At 67.1% G+C, this 17,340-nt stretch carries 13 protein-coding genes; 7 read left to right on the top strand and 6 right to left on the bottom strand.

Annotated features, from left to right (window positions below; all coding sequences use genetic code 11):
• Positions 1-25 precede the first annotated feature (25 nt).
• The 4 genes from KF838_15145 to KF838_15130 are packed head-to-tail and all read left to right on the top strand — an operon-like array spanning position 26 to position 6,841.
• Positions 26-3,769 carry a hypothetical protein gene (locus KF838_15145; protein ID QYK48114.1) on the top strand — a complete coding sequence of 1,248 codons (3,744 nt, stop codon included), beginning with the start codon at positions 26-28 and terminating at the stop codon, positions 3,767-3,769.
• Positions 3,766-4,443, top strand: a complete 678-nt coding sequence (locus KF838_15140; protein QYK48113.1) for a hypothetical protein — start codon at positions 3,766-3,768, stop codon at positions 4,441-4,443. The genes KF838_15145 and KF838_15140 overlap by 4 nt, the downstream gene beginning before the upstream one ends.
• Positions 4,440-5,612 (top strand): terpene cyclase/mutase family protein, encoded by a 1,173-nt coding sequence (locus KF838_15135; protein QYK48112.1) that lies wholly within the window; start codon positions 4,440-4,442, stop codon positions 5,610-5,612. Before KF838_15140 ends, KF838_15135 begins: the two co-directional genes overlap by 4 nt.
• Positions 5,609-6,841 (top strand): hypothetical protein, encoded by a 1,233-nt coding sequence (locus tag KF838_15130; GenBank protein QYK48111.1) that lies wholly within the window; start codon positions 5,609-5,611, stop codon positions 6,839-6,841. The genes KF838_15135 and KF838_15130 overlap by 4 nt, the downstream gene beginning before the upstream one ends.
• A gap of 12 nt (positions 6,842-6,853) precedes the next feature.
• Here KF838_15130 and mraY read toward each other — a convergent pair whose 3' ends face one another.
• From mraY to queA, 4 genes are all read right to left on the bottom strand, one after another.
• Positions 6,854-8,038, bottom strand: coding sequence for a phospho-N-acetylmuramoyl-pentapeptide-transferase (gene mraY / locus KF838_15125; protein QYK48110.1), 1,185 nt, complete (start codon positions 8,036-8,038; stop codon positions 6,854-6,856).
• Positions 8,038-9,537, bottom strand: a complete 1,500-nt coding sequence (locus KF838_15120; protein QYK48109.1) for a UDP-N-acetylmuramoyl-tripeptide--D-alanyl-D-alanine ligase — start codon at positions 9,535-9,537, stop codon at positions 8,038-8,040. Before KF838_15120 ends, mraY begins: the two co-directional genes overlap by 1 nt.
• 54 nt (positions 9,538-9,591) lie before the next feature.
• A complete protein-coding gene (locus tag KF838_15115) occupies positions 9,592-11,226 on the bottom strand; it encodes a UDP-N-acetylmuramoyl-L-alanyl-D-glutamate--2,6-diaminopimelate ligase (protein QYK48108.1) in 1,635 nt (544 codons plus the stop codon).
• A 142-nt stretch (positions 11,227-11,368) separates the two neighbouring features.
• Positions 11,369-12,529 carry a tRNA preQ1(34) S-adenosylmethionine ribosyltransferase-isomerase QueA gene (gene queA / locus KF838_15110; GenBank protein QYK48107.1) on the bottom strand — a complete coding sequence of 387 codons (1,161 nt, stop codon included), beginning with the start codon at positions 12,527-12,529 and terminating at the stop codon, positions 11,369-11,371.
• A 222-nt stretch (positions 12,530-12,751) separates the two neighbouring features.
• Between queA and KF838_15105 the strand changes: the two genes are divergently transcribed.
• Positions 12,752-13,183 carry a hypothetical protein gene (locus KF838_15105; GenBank protein ID QYK48106.1) on the top strand — a complete coding sequence of 144 codons (432 nt, stop codon included), beginning with the start codon at positions 12,752-12,754 and terminating at the stop codon, positions 13,181-13,183.
• A gap of 40 nt (positions 13,184-13,223) precedes the next feature.
• On the opposite strand, the gene KF838_15100 is transcribed toward KF838_15105, so the two are convergent.
• Positions 13,224-14,558, bottom strand: a complete 1,335-nt coding sequence (locus KF838_15100; protein ID QYK48105.1) for a SpoIID/LytB domain-containing protein — start codon at positions 14,556-14,558, stop codon at positions 13,224-13,226.
• Between the two features lie 103 nt (positions 14,559-14,661).
• Between KF838_15100 and KF838_15095 the strand changes: the two genes are divergently transcribed.
• Both KF838_15095 and dprA read left to right on the top strand, forming a co-directional pair.
• Positions 14,662-15,096, top strand: coding sequence for a hypothetical protein (locus KF838_15095; protein ID QYK48104.1), 435 nt, complete (start codon positions 14,662-14,664; stop codon positions 15,094-15,096).
• A gap of 27 nt (positions 15,097-15,123) precedes the next feature.
• The gene (gene dprA / locus KF838_15090) at positions 15,124-16,374 is read left to right on the top strand and encodes a DNA-processing protein DprA (GenBank protein QYK48103.1); all 1,251 of its coding nucleotides are present in this window, start codon (positions 15,124-15,126) and stop codon (positions 16,372-16,374) included.
• Positions 16,375-16,377: 3 nt separating this feature from the next.
• Here dprA and KF838_15085 read toward each other — a convergent pair whose 3' ends face one another.
• A complete protein-coding gene (locus tag KF838_15085) occupies positions 16,378-17,220 on the bottom strand; it encodes a class I SAM-dependent methyltransferase (protein ID QYK48102.1) in 843 nt (280 codons plus the stop codon).
• Positions 17,221-17,340: the final 120 nt, after the last annotated feature.

Below are 17,340 nucleotides of genomic sequence, written 5' to 3'. Positions count from 1 at the left end.
TTCGCAGGCCATGAGAGGAACAGGGATGGGAACGGACGCCCGCGGCATCGCGAGTCAGATCGAGCGCGGGCTGAGGCGTCTGCGCACGACGGCCCGCTTCATGCTGATCGGGCGTGGCGTGGCGATCGTGCTCGCGGCTGTCATCGTCGCGATGGTGACGGTCGGGATGCTCGACTTTGTGCTGCGCTTCCCGCGCGGATTCCGTGTTGTCTTCCTGATCGGGCTGGGGGTCTTCCTCGCGTGGGGGTTCGTTCGGTTCGTGCTCCCGGGCGTTCGGTTCCGGCCCCCGTTGCACGAGGTCGCGTTGCGCGTCGAGCGCAGCAGGGCGGGTCGCGAAGCGGGGCTTGAGGGTGTCCTGGCGTCGGGCCTTGAGTTCGCGGATTCAAAGGGACAGACGCCGATCGAGCGTGCGCTGGCCGAGCAGGTTGCGGATCGTTCGTCGCGGCTGTGGTCGCCCCGTCTGGTCGGGGCGATGCTCGCGCCGAGATCCGCTGCGGTCGCGGGCGGGATGCTGCTTGCTGCGGTGTTCATCGCGGTTGCTCCGGTGTTTGTCTGGCCTGAACTGGTGACGACGGCGGCGCGGCGGGTGCTGACGCCGTGGTCGAGCGTGAATTGGCCGACCCGGACGCTGGTCGCTGACGGAACGAACGTTCAGGTCCATCCGGCGAATCAGGCACTCGCGTTGCGGGCGGTGCTGACCCGGACGAATAGACGCGAAGGGCAGACGCGTGTGACGGCGCAGTTCCGCGTGATCGACGGTGCCAAACCGGGGCAGACGCAGACGGTCGTGCTCACGTCGCAGAATCGTGTGGTCGAAGTGCCTGAGGTGGAGCGTCGAGGAGACCCGACGAGCGGGGAGCTGTTCGAGCGTCTGATCGAGCCGGGCTCGCTCGCGATGGGGCACTCGGCCGACGTGGCGGCATCGCGTGATGAGTTCGAGGTTGAATACTGGTTTCAGTCTGAGGACAGCCGCACGGAGCCGGTGCGGGTGCTTGTGGTCCGGCCTCCGAGCGTGAGGCGTGCGTCGATCGTGGTGGACGCTCCGGCGTATGCTCGCGATGCGCTCGCGGCGTTGGAGCCGGAGCGCGTGACGGCGACGACCATCGTCGATCCTGAGAGAGACCGGAGCGGTGCGATCGCGCCCGCGCTCAAGGGCTCTCGGGTCGCGTTGACGATCGAGCACAGCAAGCCCGTGCCGGCGACGCTGCAGGGTGAGGCGGGGCATTCGGGGTTCCTCCGGCAGGCGCTCGGCCTCGAATCTTTACCGGATGATCTGCGTGCGAAACTGGAGCCGGACCGTTGGTCGTTCGAGTGGACGCTTCGCGACCCGATGACGCTTCGTGTCATGGTTGTCGATCGGCACGGGCTGAGGTCTGCGGACGAGGTGACGCTGGCGTTTGATGCGATCGATGATGCGGCGCCGACCGCTGCGGTCACGGAGCCGGCGCAGGATGAGGCGGTGCTCGCGACGGCCGTGATCCCCGCGACCGCGGAGGCGCGCGACGATATCGCGGTCGCGAGCGTCGCGCTTGATCTTCAGGTTGCGCGCCCGCCCGCTCCGAGTTCGGGCGTCGGGCCGGAAGGTGTCGGTGAGCCGCGAGTGGCGGCGGGACCACTTGCTCCGGAGTCTGCAACTCGGACGCAGAGCGCGCGGACGGTGCTCGAGTTGGCGTCGCTGGATCTTCGCGAGGGCGACGAGGTGTGGTTGCACGCGATCGCGACCGACGGGTATGCGCTCGACGGTGCATCGCACGGGGCGGTGCGATCGACGACGAGACGCCTCAGGGTGATCTCTGAGCCGCGCCTGATCGAGCAGGTTCGGGCGGAGCTTCAGTCCGTGCGTCAGGCGGCGATTCGCCTGGATGCGGAACAGTCGGAGATCACGCGCGCGGGTGAGCGGGTGCCGCCGCCTCGCGATCTGGCCGAGCGTCAGGCGGCCCTCGGCGAACGGATCGCGGCGCAGCGTGAGACGATCGAGCGGCTGGCGCAGCGCACGGAGCGGAACAATTTGCGGGATACCGCGCTCGAGAGCATTCTCGGCGATGCGAGGTCGTTCGTCGAGGGCGCTGCGGCTGCGTCGCAGCGCGCGACCGAGGGAATCCAGGAGCGGGCGGCCGGGCTCGAGCGTTCGCAGGAGCTGGAGGCGTCCGAAGAAGATCCCGCGATGCAGGAACGCATCGCGAGCGACCAGGAGCAGGTGCGGGACGAGCTTGGCCAACTGGTTCGGCTGCTGGACAACGGGCAGGACGCGTGGGTTGCGAGGCGTTCGGTCGAGCGGCTGCTCTCCGAGCAGCGGCGCCTGCTCCAGCAGACGCTGGACATCGCCTCACGGACCACGGGCCGGGATGTCTCGGCGCTGACCCCCGACGAGCGAACCGAGCTGGAGCGGATCGCAGATCGCCAGCAGGACGCGGCGGACGCGGCCACGGGCGCGCTCGACGAGCTCTCCGAGCGGAGCAGAGATCTGCGCGAAGCGGACGCGGCCCAGTCGCAGGCGATGGCGATCGCGACACAGCGCGGCCGATCGAGCAACATTGCGCCGAAGCTTGAGGAGGCGGCGCAGCAGATCGCGCAGAATCAGGCGAATGCCGCGGCCCGGCGCCAGCAGGAGGCGATCGAGACGCTGGAGGAGATGCTGCGCGATCTTGACAGCGCGGAGCAGCGTCGTGACCAGGCGCTTCGCCGGCAACTGGCGAGCATCATCGAGTCGCTGGAATCGCTGATCGCGCAGCAGGATGTTCAGATCGCGTTGCTGGCCCGCGCGAGGGGCGGCGGACCGACGGCAGGGCTCGACACGGGGATGATCCGGCTGAGCCAGAACACGCTGGGTGTGATCGATCAGATCTCCGCAGCGGGGCGGGGGATGGAGGGTGTGGGGAATCTGGTTCTTGCGGCGTCGACTGCGCAGGGGATCGCGATCGCCTCGCTGCGTGAGCCGCTTGACCTTGAGAGCGCGGACAGCGCGGAGCGTTTGAGCGCGACGCGGCTACGGGATGCGAAGGCCGAGGCGGAGCGTCTGGATAAGGAGGCGGCCGAACGCGATGCGGGCCGGAAGCGCAAGGAGCTTCGGGCGGCATACCGGGAGGCCCTTGAGCAGCAGATCGACCTGCTCCGCCGGAGTGAGCCGCTGGCCGGACGGGAGCTGGATCGACGCGAGAGGGCGGGCGTCCGGCAGGCGGGAGAGCAGCAGGACGGGCTTCGCCAGATGCTGGATGAGCTTCGCCAGAAGACAGAGGAACTCGCCGAGGTGCAGGTGTTCGCGTTTGCGCACGAGCGCATGGACCAGGACATGCGCAGCGCGGCAGAGTCGCTCCGCGAGGCACGCGTCGATCGGGGTGTGGTCCGGCGTCAGGAGACCGCGGCGCGATTGCTGCAGTCGCTGCTGAACGCGCTCGCCGATCCGAAGGATGAGCGTGATTTCAGGGATCAGGCGGGGGGTGAGCAGGGCGGCGGAGGGGGAGGCCAAGGGCAGGGGAACGAGCGGATGATCCCGGATCTTGCGAAACTCCGCCTCTTGCGCGAGATGCAGCAGTATGTGCTCGAAGCGACACGCGCCGCGGACGACGATCCTTCGAGCGCGACGGCGGATGAGATCGAGTCGATGGGCCGGCTCCAGCGAGAGATCGCCGAGCAGGGTCGCGCGCTGCTCGAATCGATGGCACAACCGACACAGTCTCTGCCGACCGGTCCGGAGGCACCCGAGACACGGCCCATCGAGCGCGGACCCGGGATCTCGGGGAGAGCGACAGGAATGGAGGGGCGGTCGTGACCGATCGGAAGCGAATCCGTCTTGCTCTCGTGCTGGCTGCGGGCACTGCGTTCGGCGCGAACGCCGGTGTCGTTGTCGATCCGCCGAAGCGCCTGCCGTCGCTCGACGAGTTGCTGGGGCTGCGACAAGCCGGTGCTGAAGATGCGGAAGTCCGCCTTCCTGAGGAGCCCGGGCGCACCGCGCTTGATGAGAAGTTGTCGGCGGAAGAGGCGGCCGAGGCGTTCCAGCAGGCCGTGCGTCTGATGGAGCAGACAGCGGCGCGGCTCGATCCGGGGCAGGACATCGGGCTTGTCACGCAGCGTCTGCAAGAGGACGCGGTGCGGAAGCTCGACGCGGTGATCGCCGCGGCGATGCAGAACCAGCAGAGTTCTTCGTCGTCGTCTTCCTCGTCGTCCTCGCAGCAGGAGCAACAGCAACAACCGAACCAGCAGCAGCGCGAGCAGCAGGAGGCGCAGAGCCAGGAGAACTCGCAGGGCGATCCGAGCGAGGGAACCCCGCCCGGGCGGCGCGACGGGCATATGAACAGCGTCGAGTTGAACGCCGCGGCGTGGGGCGCGTTGCCGGCACGCCTGCGCGACGCGCTGGTGCAGGGCTCGAGCGACCGTTTCAGTTCGATCTACCAGACGATGACGGAGCAGTACTACAGGCGGCTCGCCGAGGAGCCCAAGCGATGATCCGCGTGCGGCCGAGGTTGTTCAGGTGTGGTGTTCCGCGTGTGTGCCTGCTCATCGCGTGCGCTCTGGCGCATCGACACTCGGCAGCACAGGACATCCCACCGGCCGCCCCACCAGTCTCCGCACCAACTGCGGAGCGTCCGGCAGCGCGGCCTGATCCCTTGAGCGACATTGCGATCGAGGGGCGTATCAGCGCGCAGAACTTCGTGCTCGAGAACGAGATCACGCCTGAGTTGGATGCGTCGGTGACCCGGGGGCTCGCGTATCTCGCGCAGCAGCAGAATTCTGACGGTTCGTTCGGGGATCTGCGATACGAGAGGAACATCGCGATCACCGCGCTCGCGTGTCTTGCGTTCATGGCCGACGGGAGTGTGCCGGGACGGGGCCCGTACGCCGAGCACGTCTCCAAAGGTCTCGACTTCGTGCTGGCGAACGTTGCGGAGAATGGCTTGCTGGCGTCGGACGCCGCGAACGGGCCGATGTACGGGCACGGGTTCGCGACGCTGTTCCTTGGCGAGGTCTATGGAATGACGGCGGGCGGTGGAGACACTCGCCTGGCGCAGCGGACGCACGAGGCGTTGGTGAAGGCCGTGCGCCTGATCGAGGCGACGCAGAACGACCAGGGCGGGTGGCGGTACAACCCGGTGCCGTACGACGCGGATGTGTCGGTCACGATCTGTCTTGTGATGGGTCTTCGTTCGGCGCGGAACGCGGGGATCGAGGTCTCTCGCGACACGATCGATCGCGCCGTGACCTATGTGCGCCAGTGCCAGAATCCTGACGGGGGGTTCAAGTATCAGCTCGACGTGGGAGCGTCGGCGTGGCCTCGTTCTGCGGCGGGCGTGGCCGCGCTGTACTACGCGGGGATCTATGAGGACGAGTCGCTGAATCGCGGGCTGGCGTATCTCACCATGGCGGCGATGCCGGGCACGGGCCGCGCGCCGCGCACGCACTACTTCTATGGGCATTACTACGCGGTGCAGGCGATGTACCTCGCGGGCGGGGAGTGGTGGTCCAGGTGGTGGCCCGCGACCCGCGAGGAGCTGCTCGCGCAGCAGCAGGACAACGGCTCGTGGGACGATCGATCCGTGGGGCCGACGTATTCGACGGCGATGGCGCTGCTTGTGCTTCAGATGCCGAAGCGGTATCTGCCGATCTTTCAGAAATGAACCTTTCGCTGATCATCGCGGCGTTGTCGCTCTTCTCCGGACCCGATCCGGCGAGCCGCACGCTTGTCGGCGCGGATCTCTCGCGCCAGACCGTCACGCCCGAGCGGCTCGAACTCTCGGGTATGTCGTACGTCGATGGGGCGGGGGTGAGGCGGAGCGCGCCCGCCTCGCAGATTCTGGCCGTGTACGCCGCTTCGGGAACGCGGGTCGCGCCGGTCGATGGGCTGCGTGCGGTGGTGACTTCGGACGGGCAGCGGCTCGTGGGCATGGTCGAGCATGTGGAGGGGGACGAGGAGACGATCGCGGTCGTGCATCCCACGCTGGGTCGGCTGCATGTTGCGCTGGATCGCGTCCGTTCGATCTCCGAGGCGAGCGAACCGTCGCCGATGCTCACGCCGGGCGATGACACCGTGATCCTGAGCAACGGCGACCTGCTGCGCGGGTTTGTTGCCGGTCTTGCGCCGAGCGCGGAGGGGGATGCGTTCGCCGGCGGTTCCGTGCTGCTGATCGATCTGGACACGGGGTCGCGGAGGCGGCTCGGGCTCGAGACTGTCTCGGTTGTGCTGATCTCGAACCCGCAGACCGCAGCGAGCGGGCCACGTGTGTGGCTCTCGGACGGATCTGCCATCGGCGTGCGTGAGGCCGTCGCGGCGGGGCCGGGGCTGGTCCGGCTGACGCCGATCGACGGGATTCGGCGCGAGACGGAATCAGAGCAGGGTGTCACGCCGGGCGATGGAACGGGATCTGGCACGACGATCGTGCTGGACAACGTGATCGGGTGGATGCCGGATGCGAAGCGGTTGAGCCCGCTCGCGTCGGCGAAGCTCATCGGCGTGACACCGGTTGAACCGAGGCCATGGACAGATCAGCCGACGATCGCGGATGCGGCGACTGCGACGCTGGGTGCTCCGGATATTCTGCTGCCGGGTCCGTCGTCGATCGAGTGGGAGTTGCCTGAGGGAACGGACGGGCTCTCGTGCGAGGTCGTGCTTCCCGAGGCGTATCGAGACTGGGGCGACTGCGAGGTCGTGATCCTTGCCGGCGATGCCGGACGCTCGACCGAGCGATGGAGAGGGCGACTCAACGCGGGCACACCGACGCTCGCGGTTCGTCTTGAGATGGCTGATCGCCCTCGTTGCATGGTGGTTCGCGTGGATCCCGGTGAGTTCGGGGCTGTTCAGGACAGGCCGACCCTGATCGCGCCGCTGCTGAGGATCACGCCGCGTTGAGGGCGTGCGGGTTCAGCGGACCTTGAGTGTCCAGAGCGCGACGGCGACGAGAAGCACGGCGACGATCCATGCGCGGGCGACGATCTGCTGCTCTTTCCATCCCGACAGGTGGAGGGCGTGGTGGTACGGCGCGATCTTGAAGACGCGCCTGCCTGTGCCGGTGGCCATGCGGGTGGCCTTGAAGACACCGACCTGGATCGTGACGGATGCGATCTCAAGGAGGAAGATGCCGGACATGAGCAGGACCACGGCCTCTTGGCGGGTCACGATCGCGATGTAACCGATGAGCGCGCCGAGCGCGAGCGAGCCGGTGTCGCCCATGAAGACATGAGCCGGTGAGCAGTTCCACCACAGGAAGCCGAGGCACGCGCCGATCATCGCGCCGGCGACCACGCCGAGCTCGTCGGCGAAGGGGATGTGCGGCACAAGCAGGTATCGAGAGGCCTGCTCGCTGCCGGCGATCAGGGCGAGGACCAGAAGACCGACGGAGACCGCCGCGCTGATGCCCCCCGCGAGGCCGTCCATGCCGTCGGTGATGTTGACGGCGTTGCTCATGCCGGTCAGCATGAGCACGGCGAGCATGATGAACGCGCCGCGCCCGAGGTAGATGAGCTGATCCGAGACATCGCCCTGGGCAGACTCATAGGTTTTCTGCAACGGGAGGTTGAGCACGTGGCCGAGGTCGTGGGCTGCGGCGGTGTCGGCGTGATTGAAGACGAAGAACCCGACGAGCAGGCCGAGCCCGAGCTGGAAGACGAGTTTTTCCCACGCGTAGAGGCCCTGGCGGCTGCCGCCGCGCCGTGCGGCCGTGAGCTTGAGCCAATCGTCGAACCCTCCGAGGATCGCGGTCCAGAGCATGACGATCAGTGCGAGTTGCACGTAGAACTTCGTGACATCGGCGAGAAGGATCGTGGCGATGGCGATCGCGCCGACGATCAGCGCGCCGCCCATGGTGGGCGTGTTCGCCTTGCCCTGGGAGTGGGCACGGAGTGCCTCGGCGTCGGTCGCGCCGGTGTCGCCGATCTTGAGACGGACGAGGAGACGGATCACGCGCCGGCCGAAGACGAGGACGATGAAGAACGCGAGCAGGAGCGCGGCGAGGGCGCGGAACTGGATCTGGTCGAGGATGCCCATGGTCCAGTAGAGGTTGTTCGCCTCGAGCCAGTCGCGGATGTTGGAGAGCAGGACGTAGAGCATCAGGCGTTTACGCTCCGTGTCTGGGCCGGCTCGGCCGAGTGGGAGCGGAGCGTGTGCTGGTCGGGCGAGGCGTGGCGAGCGGCGATCGCGTCGGCGATGCGTTCGAGGCGCATCCCGCGTGAGCCCTTCAGAAGCACGACATCGCCGGGGCGAACCATGGAGGCGGCGCGGGCGGCCTGCTCGGGCGTGGAATCTGCGAGAGCCAGCACGCGGGCGAGATCGCCTCGTGACGCGAGCAGATCGGCGCGGGCCGACATCATGGGGCCCACGAGCACGACGCGATCGATGCCCGCCTCGCCCGCGACGGCACGGAGGACGTCGTCGTGAAGCGAGGGACCATCCGGCCCGAGTTCGAGCATGTCGCCGAGAACCAGAACCCGTCCCGCGCCGGGCTTCGGTTTCAGAGCCCCGAGGGCCTCCAGCGCGGCGAGAACGGAGTCAGGATTCGCGTTGTAGGCGTCGTTGATCAGATCGATGTCGCCGATGCGCGTTCTCTCGAGCCGCATCGACTCGCCCCGAGCCGAGGCGAGCCCGCGATGGATGTCATCGTCCGAGAGGCGAAGTCGGCGGGCGACGGCGACTGCGGCGGCGGCGTTGCACGCGTTGTGGGCACCGATCAGCGGGACACGGAATCGTGCACGGTCGTTGAGCGTGAAGTCCAGGCCGGAGTCGTCCTGCTCGACGCTCACGACGCGGATGTCCGCGGTCGAGGACGTGCCGAACCTGATCATGGTGGGGCCAGATCCTGCGTCGCTTCGGAGCGATCTTGCCTTGAGCACATCATCGAGTTCGGCGGATTCGGCGGTGAAGACGCCCAGCCCACCGGGCCGGAGGTGATCGAGCACGCTGGACTCCTCGGTCGCGACGCCCTTGACGGAGCCGAAGAACTCAAGGTGCTCGCGGCCGATGCTCGTGATGACCGCGACATCGGGCTGGACCACCTGAGAGAGCGTTGCGATCTCGCCGGGCGCGCTGGTGCCGACCTCGCAGACGAGGTACTGGTCGCCACGCTTGGCGCGCAGGATCGTCAGGGGAACACCGATCTCGTTGTTGAAACTCTTGATCGAGGCGGAGCCGCGCATCGCCGAGCCGAGCGCGGCGTCGATCAGACGGACGGTCGTCGTCTTTCCGTTGGAGCCGACAACCGCGATCACGCGGGTCCCTTCCAGCAGTCGGCGCCAGGCGGCTCCGAGCCGGAGGAGCGCGGCCCGCGTGTCGCTGACGCGGAGCACGCTCACGCTTCCGAGCGACGGGAGATCCACATCGGCGGAGACGATGATGAGCGATGCACCGGCTTGCGCGGCCTCTGCAACGTAGAGGTGCCCGTCGGTGTTCTCACCCTTGATCGCGATGAAGATGTTTCCGGGCTGAACAGCGCGCGAGTCGATCGCCACGCCGGTCAGCGTCTGGTCTGAGCCCGGATCGGGACGGGCGAGCCATGTGCCGCCCGCGGCCGCACGGATTCCATCCGGTGTCCAGAACCTTGCATGCTCGGTCAACCCGTCCTCCGATCGATACGCACACGCCGGATCATCCGGCGCGGTTCTTCGCTGTTATGCACGCCGCGCCGCCAGGACCGCTGCGGCGATGGCCGCGTCATCAAACGGGACCCTGTAGGTGCCGCCTCGCCCATCGGGGAGTTCCTGATCGGCCTCGTGGCCCTTTCCCGCGATGAGCACGATATCGAGCGGCGCGGCGTTGCGTATGGCGTGCTCGATCGCCTCGCCCCGGTCGGCGTGAACGACGACGCGCGACCTTGCCTCAGGACTTTCGATGCCCGCGATGATTTCGTTGATGATGTCCGATGGACGCTCGCTCCGCGGGTTGTCGCTCGTCAGGACAACGACGTCGGCAAGCTCGGCGGCGATCCGCCCCATGCGCGGGCGTTTGGCGCGGTCCTTGTTTCCGCCCGCACCGAAGACGACCCAGAGACGTGGTGCCGGCTCGCCATCGACAGGCGCGGGGAGCACGCTCCGCACAGCGCGGAGGGCATTCCTGAGCCCGTCGTCGGTGTGCGCGAAATCGACAAGTACAGTCGGGAGTGCGGCGCGCTGCGCGCGTGTGAGCCCCGGAAGGACGACGGGATCGAGCCGGCCGCGGGGTGTTGTGCAGCCGGAAAGACCGGACGCGATGGCATCTTTCGAGAGCCCGAGGACGTGGCAGACCGCAACGGCCTGGAGGGCGTTCATGGCGTTGTGATCGCCGATCAGCGGGCAGGTCGCGTGGATGCCGCCCCACGGCCCCTCGATCGTGAGTTCCATCCCCTTGGTCGAGCGGGCGGTGATGGTGACGCCGCACGAGGAACCGGATGATCTTTCGCTCTCTGTCAGCCCCCTTGCGACGCAGCATAGAACGTGTGCGCTGCAGTTGCGCAGCATGCGCTGGTGGGCGGGGTCTTCGGCGTTCACGATGGCGAAGCCGTCGGTCGGGATGGACTCGAAGAGAGCGGCCTTCGCGTCTGCGTACCGCTCCATGGTCTTGTGGTAGTCGAGGTGGTCGCCTGTCAGGTTGGTGAAGACGCCGACCCTGAAGCGGATGGCGGCGACGCGCCCCTGGTCGAGTGCGTGGCTCGATGTCTCCATCGCGCAGGCGCCGCAGCCGAACTCGACCATGGTCGCGAGGGTGCGGCTGACCTCGACGGCGGGGGGCGTGGTCATGGTCGCCGGGGCGATCTCGCGCCCGTCATCGATCAAGACCGTGCCGATCATCCCGCAGCGAAGGGATGATGCGTTAGTGATCTGGTGGATGAGATGAACGACTGTTGTCTTGCCGTTGGTGCCGGTGACGCCGACCATGGCGAGTTTGGAGGAGGGGTTGCCGTAGAAGCGCTCGGCCATGAGGGCGGAGACGCGAGGGATGTTGGGTGTCACAACGACGGCGACGTCTTTGCCGAGGTCGCGGTGGTGTGCGCCGGGCTCGCAGATACCCCCCTCGCAGACTCGCGGATCATCGGAGACAATGGCGACCGCGCCCTGCTCGCAGGCCTGGCCGACGAAGGCGCGTCCGTCGGATTTCCAGCCGCATCGAGCGACGAAGAGGGATCCTGGCATGACGGTGCGGCTGTCCTCGGTGACATCGCAGATACGGACGGCATCGGGATCGCCCCGGGCGATCCTGACGTCTAGCCCAGCGATGAGATCGGACAGTTTCACGTCGCTCTCCACGTCGAACAGACCACGCTCAATCATCGGATCGAGCGTGGTGCCTGCGCTCAATCCCCGAGCACTCGGATACCCACATTGTCTGCACACCGGGTGCGCGAGTCGCGGCAGATCAGAAGAGCGGCAGCACCCTGACCTGCAACCGTTCGCATGGGGCCAAAGGGGATCTTCAGGGCAGGATGAGCATCGCATCGCCGTAGGAGTAGAAGCGATACCCGCACCGGATCGCCTCGGCGTACAGGGTGCGGACCCGTGCGATCCCTGAGCCGGGGTGGCCTTCACGCTCGAAGAGGGCGGCGACGAGCGCGAGAAGCGTCGAGCGAGGAAGGTGGAAGTTGGTCATGAGCCCATCGACCAAGCGGAGCCGATAGCCGGGTGAGATCAGCAGGCGCGTGTCGATGTGGTCCGGCCAGGGATCGGGGAGCCGGGCATCGGGCATCAGGGCTCCGTAGGACTCGAGCGTTCGGATGCTGGTTGTGCCGACGGCGACGATGCGTCCGGCATGTGTGGCTCTCTTCTGCATGATCTGCGCCGCCAGATCAACGCCCATGGAGCACCATTCCGAGTGCATGGGATGGTCGAGCAGGGATTCGGTCTCGACCGGCTTGAAGGTGCCCGTGCCGACATGGAGAAGGACGCGGCCCTGCAGCACGCCCTTGGCCTCGAGGCGCGCCAGCAACTCGGAAGTGAAGTGGAGCCCGGCGGTCGGTGCGGCGACAGATCCGGGAGCGTCTGCGTCTGCGTACACGGTCTGGTAACGGGCCCGGTCGCTGGGATCGGGGACGTTCTCGGCGCTCTCGCGTCGCGCCGCAAGGATGTACGGGGGCAGCGGCGTGCGCCCGATCGCGGCCAGGATTCTGAGGTGCTCGCCGGCAGCGACCGGACGCCCCCCCACTGCGACATCTGAAATCCAGCCGCCTTCATCGCCCGAGGCACGCTCGACCAGCGTCAGCACGATGTCCGAGGGCTGATCGTTCGGATCGAGGAGGGTGAGGGTGGAGCCGGGTCGGGCGCGCCGTGCCTTGATGAGCACTTGCCAGCGTGCGGCGCCGGGTGGGTTGCCGGCGAGTTCGTGGAGAAAGAGCCCCTCGACCTTGCCGCCGGTCGAGAGGTTCGCTCCGATGAGCCGCGCGGGCAGGACCGAAGTGCGATTGAAGACCATCATGTCGCCGGCGCGAAGGTACTCAGGCAGATCACGAACGTGGCGGTGTTCCAAGAGCGAAGCGTCGGAGCGGCTGACGACCATCAGCCGAGCGGCATCGCGCGGCTCGGCGGCTCGCGTGGCGATCACGCCCTCGGGCAACTCATACTCCAGCTCGCTTGTCCGCACGTGAGACTCTGCTCCTGAAAGACCGACCCCCGTTCAGGGATCGGCGGGTGTTGCATCGACGCCACACGCCCCGAAGCGTGCGAACCACGCCCGGCATCACGCGCCCCACGCCGCGCGTCCCAGAACAAGAGTCCTGCGCGATCGTGCGGTGGAGGGCCGGAGATTATGGGCCTCGAGTGAACGGTCCGACGGGCGGCACGACACTCGCACCCCAGTCTGGCGATGAGCCCCGCGATCGGGACATCCTCGGACTTTGTTGACTTCGCCCCGCATGCAGGCCGGATCGAGCATCGCCACGCGGCTTGCGAGCGTGCGTCGGCCTGTCACGATCCGTGCGTTACCGAGCGCGACGCAGACTGCTTCGAGCGAGGTCCTGTCCCGTTTGCGGACTTTCTCTACCACGAGAACCGCCGCTTGGCGTTCGAGCACCCCCGTCTGGCTGTGGGGAGCGATGCAGTGTCGGGCGGGGATGGCAGAATCGCTCCAGAGTCGGGGATCGCGCCCGCATTGACATCGCCCGAGAGCGCGCGGCCAGTGGATGCGGCTCGCAGTGAATCGAACGCCGGTGAACAGAGGACGACGCGTCAGGGCGCGATCGTGCTGAACCTGTCGCGTCCGACGCTGGTGGCGAAGTTCATCGACCTGTACGCCTGAGGCGTCTGGATGTCGGCTCGGAGAGCCGACCCACCCAAGATCAGAACTGACGCTGGACGGTCGCGCCGGGATAGAACCGCGCGAGCATCTCGCGATAGGAGAGGCCCTGATCGGCCCACCCCTTGGCGCAGTACTGGCACATGCCGACGCCGTGGCCGAAGCCGCCACCCTCGAAGACGGCGCGGTTTCCGGAGAACAGCACCTGGAAGTTGCCGCTGTGCATGCGGACTTCACGCGTGATATCGGGGAGGCCCGGCACGTTCTGGTTTGCGGCGAATCGGAGCTGCTCTGCGCTCAGTGTGTAGGTCTTTCCCTTGTCGTCGGTGAGGCGGAACTTTGTTGGACGTCCGACGATGTTCTGCTCGAGGGACTCGATAGAACGGATGGTGCCGATCTGGCCGACGCCGCCGCCGTTTGTCTGTCCCCAGGCGCGGACGCGCTGGCTGAGTTGGCCGAGGTCACGCTCGACACGCCAGCGAAAGAGGGGCGAGCCCTGGCATCCGAAGGCCCGCGAGCGGGCCTGCAGTGAGGGCGAGCGGTTGTACTCATAGCCGGGACCGAAGGGCCATACATCGGTGGCCCCGTTGGGCTTCCCGCCGCACGTGCTGGAGTAGTAGGCCCGGAGCGTGCGTCCACCCTCGACAAGGACAAGGCCACGGGTGTTGCGAGTGCCGGCCTTGGCGACTTCGAGCGTGGTGCTGCCTCCGAAGACCTGGTCGGCAGTGGTGGACTCCACGTCGAACGACTTCCCTTGGGCGCGGGCGCGTGTGCGCTCGTGCATGGCGTATGAGCGAGCGGCGATCGCCTGGGCCTCGTACGCGCCGAGGGGCCACGAGGCGATGAGTTCCTTGGAGACGACGCCCTCGATGTACTGTTCCATGGGGAGCGTGGCGATGATGTCGAAGCGGCCCCGGCCTCCCGCGCCCCCTCCGAGGTCAGACCGCTGCTTGATGACAACGCTCGACGCATAGGGCGTCCCGTCGACACGAACCAGACCCGCGCCGGCGTTGGCGTCGGGCATGGTGATCTGCACGTCTGCGCCATCACCGAACACGATGCGCCGGCCGTAGAGGTCGGTGAGTTCGATGCCGCCGACCCCGGCCCGGGCCTTGACGGGGGCGTTCATGGTCTCGGTCCGTCCGGCGAGCCCGCGTGCGACAAGGCGCGACGAGGCGTTGGCGGCTCCGATGTCGGCCAGTTCGACACCGTCACGGATCCGCACGCGGATGTCCGGCTCTACGCCGAAGGGCCTGATGTCGGTCAGGGGCTCGGGCTTCGAGGCAGACTCGCAGCCGACGCCGAGGGCGACAAGGGCCGCAAGGATCGCCGTGCTGGAGCGAAAGAGAAGTGATCGGCTGGTGGAACGTGCTTGCATGGTCTTCTCGGTCGTGAACGTTCTTTGGATACGGCGCGTGGGACTCCACCGGCGGCTCCGCGTGCGCGACAGTATCATCGTCTCGACCACCGGAGTACGCCCAATGATCGCACACATGATCGGAACGATTCGGAGTATCGCGAGGCCCCGGCTTGTGATGGGTGCTTTGCTCGCAGCTGCGGTGCTGGCTGCTTCGGGGTGTCGCTCGAACAAGCCGAGTCTGAGCGATGCGCGGTATGACGGCCCGCCGATCCAGATCGATCGGACCGGCCGGGTCTATCGGCTGATCATGCAGGCGCCGACGCCCGGGTGGACGTTCACGCTCGATCACGTCACGCCCTCTCTGGACAAGGCGACGGTCACCGTCACGGCGAGGAAGCCGGACCCCTCGTACATGTACCCGCAAGTCATTGTCACGCAAGAACTTCTCACAACGGTCGAGACTACGGTGCCGATCGATGTGTACGCCCGGACCAGCGAGTTTGTGACGTCGGCGAAGGTGCAGACCTACCAGTTCCTGGGTTCCAGCACCCCCTGATCGCCCGGAGCGTGATACGCTGTTCATATGCCCGACCTTTCTCCGAACGCGATCGACCTGCTGCGATTGACGCTCGTGCCGGGGCTCGGCCCCGTGTTGATCTCGCGGCTCTTGAAGAAGTTCGGCTCGGCGAACGCGGTGCTCCGCGCGTCTGCCGCGGAGATTCGAACGGTCAAAGGGATAGGGGAGGCAAAGGCGGAGACGATCGATCGGTCCCGCGCGGATCTCGAACGATTGGTCGATGCCGAGTTGAGCGCGATCGCGGATGCGGGCGTGCATCTGGTGGTGTTGGGCGAGCCGGGGTACCCGATGCTGCTCGCGCACATCGACGATCCGCCGCCGGTGCTCTATGTCAAAGGTGAGATGCGGACCGGCGATCTCGATCGGGCGACGCTGGCGGTCGTGGGGTCGCGGAAGTGCTCGCACTATGGTCTGGAGCAGTCTCGCAGATTCGCCGGCATGCTTGCCCAGACAGGGGTGACGATCGTCTCCGGGGGTGCGCGGGGCATCGACACGGCGGCGCACAAGGGCGCGATCGACGCGGGGGGAAGGACGATCGCCGTGATGGGGTGCGGGCTCGCGCGGGCGTACCCACCCGAGAACGAGGACCTGTTCGCGCGGATCGCCGAACGGGGCTGCCTGCTCAGCGAACTCCCGTTTCACACGCCCCCCACCGCCGAGAACTTCCCCGCGCGAAACCGCATCATCTCCGGCATGTCGCACGGCACGCTGGTGATCGAGGCGGGGCATCGCTCGGGGTCGTTGATCACGGCGCGTCTGGCGGCGGAGGACCACGGGCGCGAGGTCTTCGCGATTCCGGGTCGAGTCGATTCGGCACACTCCGCCGGCTCGCTGGATCTGATCAAGACGGGTGGCGCGGCGATGGTCACGGAGCCGGCCGACATCCTCGCTTCCCTGCGCGACGCGACAACGTTCTCGCTTGTGGACGAGCGAGCAGCGGAGCACGGAGTTTCCACGGACAGCGGGAGAGACGGGGGGCTCTTCGGAACGACTGAGCTGGAGCGGAAGCGATCGCCGGCGCTGCGCGAGCTCGGGCCGATCGGGCCGAAGGAAGCTGGCGCGCCCGAGGTCTCTGCGATCCCTGTCGATCCCTTGGATGCGAAGATCCTCGGCGCGCTCGATGAGCCGCTGACGCCCGATCAGCTTGCGGTCCGCACGGAGACGCCGACCCATGAGTTACGATCTCGTCTGACGATGCTCGAGATCCAGCGTCGGATTCGACGCGTCGGCACGCACTTTGAGAGGATCGGGCGGTAGCTCTCAGCGCGAGGGCTTGGCTCGGAACGCGTGGATCGCGTATCCGGGCTCGCGGATCTCGATGTCCTGACCCTGCTCATCGATGACGGCGATGCACTCCAAGCCGGCGCGGGAGGTGATCTCTCGCCACTGAGGGAGGTCGTAGCTCCGCAGGGCGTAGGCATCGTCGAAGTGGGCGTCACCTTTGGGGCCGCGCGCGAGCATGTGGCTGTACACCATCTCCTTGCGCTTGCCGGGTCCATCTTCGGCGGGCTCGTAGTTGACGATCTGCGTGACTTCGATGCGTCCGCGCTTGCCGCGCCAGATGTCTTCCTGGGCTTCTTCCTTGCCGTACGCGGAGAGGGAGATGCCGACGATAACCACCCCCCTCGGCTTCATGACGGCGCGGATGCCCGCGAGGTGGGCCAGCATGGCGCGATCACTGGGAAGATGGCGGATGGTGTTGATGAGGTTGAATGCCAGGTCGATTGAGGCGGGCTTGACGTGCTCTTCGAAGCCAACCATGTCGCCGACAAATAGGTTGGCACGACGCGAGACGCCGAGATCTTTCATGCGTGCCTCGGCGTAGGCGATCATCTCCGGCGACCGATCGAAGCCGACGACGCGCACGCCGCGCTTCGCGGCAATCCGCAGATAGCGTCCCGTGCCGCAGGCGGGCTCGAGCCAGCGCATGGTGGCCGGATCGCGCGGGCCGAGGAATCGGCGGGCGATCTTGAAGAGGCCGCGGACCTCCCATTCGGTATCAGGCCCGTGCAGGATGTCGTAGAGATCCGGCTGGCCGTAGAGGCCGTCGGTGCGATCCCCCTCATGTCCTGTGGGTGTTGGGGATGGGTCCGTCTTGGTCATGCGCCAGACACTAGGGGTTCGGAAGGTGTGCGATCGGACTGATGCAAAGAAATGTTGGATGCCGGCACATGAACGCTCATCGGCGGTGTCAGATCAGAGACAATGACGCCCATCGCGGCG

Source organism: Phycisphaeraceae bacterium (assembly GCA_019454185.1).
Classification (GTDB): Bacteria; Planctomycetota; Phycisphaerae; order Phycisphaerales; family UBA1924; genus JAHBWV01.
This window is presented reverse-complemented; position numbering and strand designations above follow the sequence as displayed.